This is a genomic window from Shewanella sp. SM21 (assembly GCF_025654335.1).
GTDB classification, from domain to species: Bacteria; Pseudomonadota; Gammaproteobacteria; order Enterobacterales; family Shewanellaceae; genus Shewanella; species Shewanella oncorhynchi.
This window is the reverse complement of the sequence record NZ_JAKKRL010000009.1, coordinates 268,974-279,430: the sequence shown is the minus strand read 5'-3', so window position 1 is coordinate 279,430 and position 10,457 is coordinate 268,974. Positions and strand designations below refer to the sequence as shown.

6 protein-coding genes, 1 tRNA gene and 1 rRNA gene are annotated in these 10,457 nt (G+C 46.1%); 5 read left to right on the top strand and 3 right to left on the bottom strand.

All coding sequences use genetic code 11. The features are described 5' to 3' along the window. Positions 1 to 125: 125 nt before the first annotated feature. Together rrf and L5L94_RS14450 are read left to right on the top strand one after the other, a co-directional pair. Positions 126 to 241: ribosomal RNA gene (gene rrf / locus L5L94_RS14455) — 5S ribosomal RNA — on the top strand. Between the two features lie 36 nt (positions 242 to 277). Next, positions 278 to 354, top strand: a tRNA-Asp gene (locus L5L94_RS14450). 495 nt (positions 355 to 849) lie between these two features. Here L5L94_RS14450 and rsd read toward each other — a convergent pair. Then, positions 850 to 1,329 (bottom strand): sigma D regulator, encoded by a 480-nt coding sequence (rsd, locus tag L5L94_RS14445; RefSeq protein WP_105250394.1) that lies wholly within the window; start codon positions 1,327 to 1,329, stop codon positions 850 to 852. A gap of 457 nt (positions 1,330 to 1,786) precedes the next feature. Between rsd and hemE the strand changes: the two genes are divergently transcribed. The 3 genes from hemE to L5L94_RS14430 all read left to right on the top strand — a co-directional run bounded on the left by hemE (position 1,787) and on the right by L5L94_RS14430 (position 6,716). Continuing rightward, positions 1,787 to 2,851, top strand: coding sequence for a uroporphyrinogen decarboxylase (gene hemE / locus L5L94_RS14440; protein WP_006079904.1), 1,065 nt, complete (start codon positions 1,787 to 1,789; stop codon positions 2,849 to 2,851). Between the two features lie 406 nt (positions 2,852 to 3,257). After that, on the top strand, positions 3,258 to 5,837 hold the full coding sequence (locus tag L5L94_RS14435; protein WP_263163746.1) for a putative bifunctional diguanylate cyclase/phosphodiesterase: 2,580 nt from the start codon (positions 3,258 to 3,260) through the stop codon (positions 5,835 to 5,837). 75 nt (positions 5,838 to 5,912) lie between these two features. Continuing rightward, positions 5,913 to 6,716, top strand: a complete 804-nt coding sequence (locus tag L5L94_RS14430; protein WP_105250391.1) for an SDR family oxidoreductase — start codon at positions 5,913 to 5,915, stop codon at positions 6,714 to 6,716. 18 nt (positions 6,717 to 6,734) lie between these two features. On the opposite strand, the gene L5L94_RS14425 is transcribed toward L5L94_RS14430, so the two are convergent. Continuing rightward, positions 6,735 to 6,962, bottom strand: coding sequence for a hypothetical protein (locus tag L5L94_RS14425; protein ID WP_105250390.1), 228 nt, complete (start codon positions 6,960 to 6,962; stop codon positions 6,735 to 6,737). A gap of 170 nt (positions 6,963 to 7,132) precedes the next feature. After that, positions 7,133 to 10,369, bottom strand: coding sequence for an ImpA family metalloprotease (locus L5L94_RS14420; RefSeq protein ID WP_263163745.1), 3,237 nt, complete (start codon positions 10,367 to 10,369; stop codon positions 7,133 to 7,135). Positions 10,370 to 10,457 lie beyond the last annotated feature (88 nt).

The following is a 10,457-nucleotide window of genomic DNA, read 5'->3' as shown; positions in this document are numbered from 1 at the left end:
AGGTCGTACGAAAAGCCTTAGACAGAATACAGATACTTGATAAAGTTAAAGACTCAACAGAAAATCAGCTTTCCGAATTATTATTAACGTGAGCCAGAGATGGACACGGTAATAAACAGAATTTGCTTGGTGACAATAGCCTTGTGGAACCACCTGATCCCATCCCGAACTCAGAAGTGAAACGCAAACGCGCCGATGGTAGTGTGGGGTCTCCCCATGTGAGAGTAGGTCATCGCCAAGCGCCTAATTTAGGTTAACATGTAGACGTTAAGCTAAAGGAGCGGTAGTTCAGTTGGTTAGAATACCGGCCTGTCACGCCGGGGGTCGCGGGTTCGAGTCCCGTCCGCTCCGCCAACATTAAGAGATAAGCCTCATCGAAAGATGAGGCTTTTTTCGTTATGGCGTCGTGGATAATTCGTGTCAGTGACGCACATGCTTCGAGCTCGAAGCACATGGTTATCCTCATACTCGGCTATCATGTAGATGACATCCTTACCAGAATATGAATTTTTTGTTTTAAAGCTAAACCTATTCTATTAATTAGCAAAGTTTATCCATTCCCGAAAGCCCAACTGAGTCATCTTCTGTGGCTCCTCAAGACATTAATGCTATCGAGCATTACATAACAATATCGCCATACCTATTGAAACAACGATTTGCCAATGTGTGCTGCCTTGGCCATGACTACGTCTGCTCTATCGGATTCAATTTGATTCAAACGGTTGCTGTCTAATGGCACTAGGACGTGTTCCTGTAGTCGCCCAAAGCCATGCTACTTCATTTTCAAAACGATTGAGGGAAAAGATAGATAAGCGCACAGATGCCGCAAGGTGCGCTTATGAAGGAGGACTACTGGTTGTGCTCAGAATGTTTGCGATGGAGAACTTCAAGTAGTTCATCTTCGAGTTCGAAGCGTGTTTCCATGTTATGGGCGAGCTCAGATAGGTCTTTATCGAGTTGATATAATACGAAATCGTCTTGTGTTTCCGCATATTTATCGTTGAAATCTAATGCTGCATTCGTGGTTGGCGTGATTTTGGGCAATACTTGTTGCGCGAGCGTTTTGCTTGATTCGCCATATTCACTGCAGGCATTAACGACTTTATCATAGACCTCGAAATGTCCTTCGGAGACATAGTCAACTAATAAGTCACAGAAAGATTTAACATGTTCGAACGAGGGAAGCGATTTTTCTGATTTACCGTAAGGAGGAAGCCCAGCAATTTGGCAGTAATGCACTAACAGTTTTCGACGGTTTTTTAGCCATTGATCAATAAGCTTATTTGAACCGCCCCACTTCTGTTCTGCTTTTTCGAGTTCTCTCAGCATGATGCATTCCATTTAAGTGCCAGCACATAACTCTAATGTAGGGACAAGTTGCTAATCGATCAACTCTTTTCATGCGAATTTGCGAGAATGACGAAATGGACAAACCAGCTGTTTCGTATCGAAAAATGCAAATAAAAAGCCCAACGATAGAAACCTATCGTTGGGCGAGTAAAGTTTATAGCAGGCTCGATGCGACGAGCTTCTTGATTGTTCTTGCTAGCGCAGACTTTTTATACCAAAGGCGGGGAACCGGCGCAACTTTTTTCTGTCTGAGTGTGACTTCGTTACGAATAAATGAGCAGTATGTTAGCTGGATAACATTTTCCGGTTTATGCGGTCAAATCGACGCCAATGATGGGGAATAGCTCACATAAATTTGCACATAAAGGTTACATTATTCGCGTAAATGCTAAACTACCGACCCAGCGGATCTCAATAAGACTAGGAACCAAGCCCAATGGCAGAATTAAAGAATGATCGTTATTTACGCGCCCTACTAAAAGAGCCTGTCGATGTGACCCCTGTGTGGATGATGCGTCAAGCTGGCCGTTATCTTCCTGAATATAAAGCTACTCGCGCTCAAGCGGGTGACTTCATGTCTTTGTGTAAAAATCATGAGCTTGCCTGTGAAGTCACGCTGCAACCTTTACGTCGTTATGATCTCGATGCGGCGATTTTGTTTTCCGATATCCTAACTGTGCCCGATGCTATGGGTTTAGGTTTGTATTTTGAGGCGGGTGAAGGCCCACGTTTCGAGCGCCCAACAGACACTATCGATGCGATCAAAAAGCTATCAATTCCAGATCCAGAAGATGAGCTGGGTTATGTGATGAAAGCCGTTAGCACTATTCGCCGTGAACTGAATGGCGCAGTGCCGTTAATTGGCTTTTCTGGTTCACCTTGGACCTTAGCTACTTATATGGTTGAAGGTGGTTCGAGCAAAACCTTCGAAAAAATTAAGAAGATGGCTTACGCTGAGCCAATGGCATTACACATGCTGTTAGATAAATTAGCCGATTCAGTGATCTTATACCTGAATGCTCAAGTCGCGAATGGTGCACAATCTTTGATGATTTTTGACTCATGGGGCGGCGCGTTATCGCACTCTGCTTACCGTGAGTTCTCTTTGCGTTATATGCAGAAGATTATTGATGGTCTGACACGCTTTGCCGATGGCCGTAAAGTGCCTGTGACTCTGTTTACTAAAGGCGGTGGTTTGTGGCTAGAAGCGATGGCAGAAACTGGCTGTGATGCACTAGGTTTGGATTGGACGGTAGACATTGCCGATGCCCGTCGTCGTGTAGGCCATAAAGTGGCATTGCAAGGCAACATGGACCCATCCATGTTGTATGCGCCAATTCCACGTATCGAAGAGGAAGTTGGCCATATTCTAGCGGGTTATGGTGAAGGTACTGGCCATGTATTTAACCTAGGCCATGGTATTCATCAGCATGTCGATCCAGAACATGCTGGCGCCTTTATCAAGGCGGTTCATGCACAATCAAAGCAATACCATAAGTAATTTTTGGTTTGCGAAACAGGCCCGCTTGCGGGCCTGTTTTATATCCGACATTTGAATTTGATAGCGTTGGAGCTTCTGGCGAAGGTATCTTTATGGATTAGCGTATGCGGTGGTTTCTATCGTCTGCTAGCTTAATTTTAAACAACGACTTGAATTCCCTATATTCACATACTGATTATGTGTGAATTATCTTGATAAAAAAGTAAAATTTATAATCGTTTAATTTATAAATTTTAATTTAAATCAAAGGTATAAAATTGATTTAATTGCATGAAAATGTCTACTTTAGCAACGACTAAAGCGAAGTGATGTTTAATACTATTCGCAAATGAGATATGTTGCATGGCGCAGTGAAGGATTATGCAAGGCCGTCAATCAATTTAGTCATAACAAGCCGTGGTAAGAGATGCACATTGGCAAGAAAATAATGGTATTTATTGCGGGCTTTTGTCTCCCTGCGGTGGTAATTGTCTCCTATTGTCTTGGTTATTGGTACGACCACCGTGTCGAGCTATTACGTCAAGATAGTGCTAACCGTGAGCTTGCCAATATCCAGCAGCAGTTTCAAATTGATGTCGATCGCTTAACCTTTCTCACTAATATCTATGCCTTACCTTTGTCTCAATTAGATGAAGACCAACTTAAAAAGCTTGAATCCTCGTGGCGCGATAGCTCAATGTCAGCCAATCTGAGTTGGTATATTCTACGGCAGGGTGAATTGCACCCTTTTTTCCCCAATGAACGTCCCTTTGAGAATGATAAGTTACGAGAAATCGCCAGTGCTATTGTCAGTGCCGACAAGCCCAGTGTTGCTGGCGCTTATTTGATGGGCAAGTATGCTTATGTCGTTACTTCCGTGGCTTCTGCGCCCAATGAATCTGTGCTGCTGGTACGCCAACTGACTGATAAAGACTTACTGGAATATGCTCAGGCCTTATTGGTGACTAAGGTGAGCATGAGCCATTCTCGCGACGTTACGCCAACAGTTGATGGTGTGCACAGTGACGCGATAACCATTCCAAGCCTGTTAAAAGATAAGCCTGTCTACCTGCAAGTACTGTTTTCCGATGGTCCCTTTAGAGAGGTTAAATTTCAACTCGATTGGGTATCGCTCGGATTTATTCTCTTTGGTGTGTTTATTGTTGGCCTTGGTTATATTTGGCTGCGTTCGGGCTTACTCAAACCCTTTAAAAATCTGATGCATCAATTGGCGCTGGTCGATCCTATGTCCAGTGTATATCAACCCGTTACAAGCGAGGGTAATGAAGAATTAGAAGTGCTCGCCAGCCGTGTTAATAGCTTGCTGGCAAGAATTTATCAGCAAAAAGAACGCGCGAAAATCACCTTAGAATCCATTGCTGAAGCGGTGATTTTGACCGATGTCGATGCCAACGTGATTTATATGAATCCGCGGGCCGAGTTGCTTCTCGATGTCGCCAGTTGCTATGCCATAGGTCAGAGCCTTGCGAGTCTGTTAAAGGCTGGGGAGCAGTTGAATCAGGCGGTTTTTACCTGCATTCGTCTCGAAGAATCAGCACCGCAGGTCGAGAAAATCAAGCTATTAACTGCTTCGCCTCGGATTATGGAGCGCAGTATCAGCAATCTGCGCAATCACGATAAAGAAATTGTTGGTACTGTCGTGGTATTGCGGGATATCACTCAAGAAGAGTTGCTTAAACACCAGCTACAAAAAAGGGCAAATTTCGATAGCATTACAGGGCTGCTAAACCGTCAGGCATTTGATGAGCAGTTACCCCAATTTGCCGCCTCTGCTAAAACCATTGCCGTTTGTTATCTCGATTTGGAGCAATTCAAGTTAATTAACGACAGTTGTGGCCATACTGCAGGCGATCGTATGCTTGCTATGGTGGCTAAGGCCATGCAGGCTTGTCTTGGGCCACAGGAGTTATTGGCGCGCCTTGGTGGCGATGAGTTTGGTTTAGTGATTTGTAATCGTAGTGCCTTATCTGTGGCGCAATTACTGAAGCAAATGATCGCGCAAGTCTCCATGCAAGTGTTGAACGATAAAAACTGTAATTATAAAGTTGGCCTCAGCATAGGTGTCGCTTTTGGTCGTGCGCCCTATATTGATGCTCAAGAATTATTGAAAGACGCGGACATTGCCTGCATTGCCGCTAAAGCTAAGGGGGCTAATCAAATTCATTTTTACGATGATAAAGATAAAGAGCTCACCTACCAAAGAAATGCGCCTAAATGGGCGGTACGTATTGCGCAAGCGATTGAAGAAAATGAGTTGATTCTGTATTACCAACCGATCCGCGGACTAGGCAGTGGTCCGCAGCGACAACGAATGGAAATCCTGCTACGAATTCAAGAGCCCTGTGGCCGCATTTTGGCGCCTGCGCAGTTTATAGCCGCCGCTGAACGTTTTAAGTTGATGCCAGATATCGATAAAGAAGTCATCCGCAAAGCTTTTTTATGGTTGTCTTTGAACCCCGTGCTTTGGCCTGATCATTGTATTTCGATCAACCTTTCGGGCAATAGTTTAGGTGCCGAAGGTATGGTGGAATATATCGCCCAGCAGCAACACATTTTTGATATTCCAAGCCAATGTATTTGTTTTGAAATTACTGAAACCACCGCGATCCAAAATCGCAATCGTGGTATGGAAATGTTGAAGCAGTTACGTAAACTCGGTTTTTCATTTGCACTGGATGATTTTGGCAGTGGTTTTGCCTCTTATGGTTATCTGCGTGAGCTGCCGGTGGATTATGTCAAAATCGACGGCTGTTTTATTAAGAACCTCGCCGTGAATGCTAAAGACTACGCCATCGTTAAATCGATTCAGGATGTTTGTCGGGTTATGGGAATCGAGACTGTTGCTGAATTTGTTGAGAATCAGGATATTATTGACAGGTTGTTGAGCATAGGCATTAACTATGCGCAAGGTTATGCGATAGGGCGCCCGCAACCCTTAGCTAATTATCGTGAGCAATACGAGATGAGGCTTGCACAACGCGCGTGAAGGATTGCGCTTTTAGCGTGATTATGCCAATTTAGCAAAAGGCGTAATTAACATGGCGATAACAAAGGAATGACTATGGATGGACTCACTGGCAAGGTCGTGATCATCACGGGTGCCTCAGAAGGTATTGGTCGGGCGCTCGCAGTGGCAATGGCGCGAATGGGCTGCCAACTAGTGCTCAGTGCGCGTAATGAAACACGTCTCGCCTCACTCGCTTTAGAAATCGCTAATTATGGTCCGCCTCCTTTTGTATTTGCCGCCGATGTCTCCAGCCCAGAACAGTGTGAAGCCTTAGTTGAAGCTGCAGTTGCGCATTATGGCCATCTCGATATTTTGATTAACAATGCTGGCATGACTATGTGGTCACGTTTTGATGAACTGACTCAGCTCTCGGTGCTTGAAGACATAATGCGGGTGAATTATCTTGGTCCTGCGTATTTAACCCATGCCGCGTTACCGCACTTGAAAGCCAGTAAAGGCCAAGTGGTGGTTGTGGCGTCAGTCGCTGGATTAACGGGCGTTCCTACTCGCAGCGGTTATGCTGCTTCTAAACATGCTGTGATTGGTTTTTTCGATTCTTTGCGGATTGAATTAGTGGATGATAATGTGGCCGTAACTGTTATTTGCCCCGATTTTGTAGTGTCACAAATTCACAAACGTGCCCTCGATAGTGCAGGTAATCCTTTAGGTAAATCTCCGATGCAGGAAGCTAAGATACTGACGGCTGAGCAATGCGCTAATATGATGTTGCCAGTGATTGCAACTCGAGGCCGTCAACTGATTACTTCACTTCGCGGTCGTTTGGGGCGTTGGCTTAAGCTGATCGCGCCAGGCTTAATCGACAAAATTGCCCGCAGGGCGATCGCCTCCGGGCACTAAAGTCTTTGCCACTACAAGCTATTTGCCACTCTTATTGAGGTGCTTAATGATTGATTGTTCTGCCTCACTTTGGGTCGCTTTGTCCCCATCGATATCGATAGTCACAGTCGCGTTATGGCCCGTCATATCCTCTGCAATATGAAACCAATCTGGATGCCAGTAAAAGCTGGCTCCTTCTAGGGTTTGCCAGTTATGTACGCCTGATTTTTCACCTTGATAAATAAGATCTTTTATCGAATAACCCATATATTTACCCCATTAATTTCATGATTGTTAAAAATATAAGAAGCTAAATGGTGCACGTCATCTTAACCTAGGTGTGTGCTTTACATCACATTTTCAGGTAAACATAAACCCCGCCAGAGCGAGGTTTATGAATAGCGTTAGTATGTTAGCGAGATTAAGGTTTAGCACACTTATGGTTTGGTGCACTGGGTTGGCGAACCCACGCCTTTCCACTGTGTAGTGCCATCAGTGAGTGACAGGGGCACAAAGGTTAAACCTTGGCTCATATTGGCGGGTGGCAAGTCGGTTTCTAACTCATACATGCCCATGGGGATAGCCCCTGATGTGGCATTGGCGGCTGTTTGTGCGGCCGCAAGGCTTGAGTAGTGAAGGCCTAACATATCGAAATGGCTGCGCCAATCTTTGCCTGTGAGTTTACTCAAAGACACTAGCATAAAGTCGTTGCCCGGAATATCTTTCACCGTTTTGCCACCGTAGACACTATTGCCTTCAAACGAAAATTGGCTAAAGCCCAGTTTGCTACGATTCGCTTCCCAATCACTGGCGTTATTCGCATATTTACCGAAAATACGACTGTGTTGATACAGCAAGGTAAAGAGATTAAAGCCATTGTTCAGAGTGGTGCCGTCACTGAGCGTCATGCCGTGAGCCTTAAGCGCCATTTGGATGTAAAACGCCATGCGATAACCGTTATGCACAGCATAAGCATTGCTGGCCCAAGGCGCAGTGTATCTGTCTTCACCAGCATCGAGCACCTTACAATTAGCGCCAAACACTACGCGTTTACCACTGGTGTCTGTTGTACCTGCGGCATCGGACATAAACACATAAAAGAGATCCTTGTGGTTCATGTGACCATCGGTCACTGTGCCTGTATTGCCGTCGCGCAGATAATGGGTTTTCCACTTCACCACATAGGGGAAGATATTATTGGAGTTTTCCCCTGCGCGGCTGCCATAACCTGCCCAGTTATCATGATCACTTGCCGCAGCATATTGCACATTGAGACGGTTAGTTTGCAGATTGTGGCCTAACTCATGGTTATCACCCCAACCCGTTGGGTCGATATTCCATGCTGCGTCCCAAGGATTACCGCTACAACCTCCACCGCACTGGGCATTTTGGTCATAATTCGCGTGTTGAATGATAGTGCGGGTATGCAGACTATTATCGATACAGTCGTCGCCAAACAGTCCTTTGCAAGCCGCTAGCACATCGGCGGGTAAGGATTCACTTAAGCTCTTGCCTTGGATCTTAAGTCCCGCAAGGGTGTAAACGCTGTTGATATGGTCATCGACAATACTTTTGAGTAGCGCGTTTACATCGGGCACATCCCCGCCGATGGCGTTTAAAAAGCGGTCGCGACGCAGATGCTGCTCGGCACCATCGGTACGCAAGTCCACATGGGGTAATTCGGTATTTTGGATGCGATCGTTAAAGGCTGCTATTTCTGCAGGGTTTGAAAAATCCATAATGGTCGGATGTTTAGCCACATGCTCAGCGCTGACTTCGACACTTAACGCGCCGCTATCAGTACTCGAAGTATCACCACTGATATACAGATAAATCGGCCCACCGTAGGGGGAAGAAAATTCAAGACTTTGTCCTTGAGCTAAGCGCAGGCGTTGCTGCGCCAACTCCAATGGACCGCGGTAGATTTTCTGCTCATAGGCACGGTTAGTATTACGTCTGTGGTAGTTGAGTTTGATCTCCACATTTGCAGCGCTGCTATCGAGACGAGTCAGTTTAATGGTTTGTCCTGGCAGCGCATACCAGCCCGTGGTCGTCCATTGGCCTGCATAAGGCACGCTAATGGTTTTACGTTCAGTGACAGTCGCAGGATAAGCGTAGTGTGCATTGCTGCCCTTGCTGAGGTTAGCTCTGTCGGTAACATATTCACCTAAATCTGGCTGGGCTAAGTTATGGCTACGGGCATAGCTGACGGTCCAATCGGCAAATAGGGCCTGCTGCCACTGGGCGTATTCGCTGTAGGCTATGGGGTAGTCAATCTCGCTGCGATACTTATCGGCGAGCAACAGTCCGGCCTTCATCAAGGGAAAGTCTGCTTTGGTAAACACATCGATAGCATGGTTATCTAAGGTTTCAGCATTGGCTCGATACCAATCGGCACCCGCTTTGAATGAGTCAACAAAGGCGGCAGTATTACAGCTCAAGTAATTACCGCCACAGTCGTTGAGTACAGAGGTGTCGAAGCGGCCTTCGTTAAGCTTGCCGAGCAAATTATTCACCTTGGCCAGGGCGGTGTCTTCGACCAAAATATCGGTAACACTGAGGTTATTGGCATTGAGTTTTGACCAGTAATTGCCAGAGGTAGAAAGCCTCATCTCAAGGTAAAGTGGCGACAGTATTGGGCTTTCATTACGCCAGTAGTTAGAGAGCAACAAGGGAATTCCTGCCGCTTTGGCCTTAGCGATCGCGGCTTTAATGCCTGCAAAACCGAGTGACTGACGGTCTATGTCACTAATGATAATCAGATCCGGTTTCAGTGTGTTGATACAGTTGCTTAACTCGCTGTAGTCACAGGTATTTGCTGTATTAATGCTATGGGCTGCGGGGTAGTTGTTTGTGAGCCAAGTGCGGATCCCTTCATTATGGGGAAAGTACCAACTGTCAGCCTTGCTCGGCATTTGGGCGGTCACTATGCTGAGGCCGTCGGTTTTATCGGCACCTTTGGTCAGCCAGCCTAAAAGGTTTTTCAGTAAAACATCGGTTTGAGCTGAAGTGTTGACAGAAAATAGATTTCCTCCCATGGCCGCATATCTTTGCCCCTGTTGCTCGCCCGCCATCACTAACCCACGAACGGCGCTCGCCCCACTGCCATCGACATTTGATGGCAAGACAGTGAAAGTGTTCTCCGGCATAAAGCTCGAAAAGGTAATTGAGTCATGGGTTGGATGCCAAGAGATGCTGCTACCGACACCTTGATATAGCTGATTTATCTGGGCTTTACGTTTGATGTCGATATTAGCGAGTTCGGCGATGCTGAAATCAATTAACTCACTCGCACTGGCAAGCCTGTGGTCTTGGTGTTTAATGGCATTTTCGGCATTACTGATAAATGTCGGCGTGATAGTGCAATCGGCCGTCATGGCCGCAGTGGTGTAAGTCAGCACATTGAGCGTGCCACCACAGCCAGTAATGCCCTCAAGCGTAAAGCCGGTATCGGCAGTAATGCTAAAAATAGCGCTTTTGCCAGACTCCACTTTTTGGCTGCTTGGACTCAGTGCGCCACCTATTACCGATAGGCTGCTGGCGGTGTATTGTACCAGCGCGGGAGGTTGGACTGGCGGCTGAGTGGGTGGTGTGGTCGTTCCAGCATCTTCTGAGCCGCCACCGCATCCGCTAAGCAGTATGGCAATGGAGGCATAAAGTAGTCTAATCCTCATGGGGAGTCCTTGATCTTTGTGTATTTAACATTTGGTTGACATTGTATCTTGTTGCTCCTGTTTTCAATAGAGTTAATTACATAATTTT

Coding starts and splice junctions, on each gene's coding strand:
- L5L94_RS14430 (WP_105250391.1), top strand. CDS start 5,913: ATGGATGGACTCACTGGCAAGGTCGTGATCATCACGGGTGCCTCAGAA.
- rsd (WP_105250394.1), bottom strand. CDS start 1,329: ATGCTGAGAGAACTCGAAAAAGCAGAACAGAAGTGGGGCGGTTCAAAT.
- L5L94_RS14425 (WP_105250390.1), bottom strand. CDS start 6,962: ATGGGTTATTCGATAAAAGATCTTATTTATCAAGGTGAAAAATCAGGC.
- L5L94_RS14420 (WP_263163745.1), bottom strand. CDS start 10,369: ATGAGGATTAGACTACTTTATGCCTCCATTGCCATACTGCTTAGCGGA.
- hemE (WP_006079904.1), top strand. CDS start 1,787: ATGGCAGAATTAAAGAATGATCGTTATTTACGCGCCCTACTAAAAGAG.
- L5L94_RS14435 (WP_263163746.1), top strand. CDS start 3,258: ATGCACATTGGCAAGAAAATAATGGTATTTATTGCGGGCTTTTGTCTC.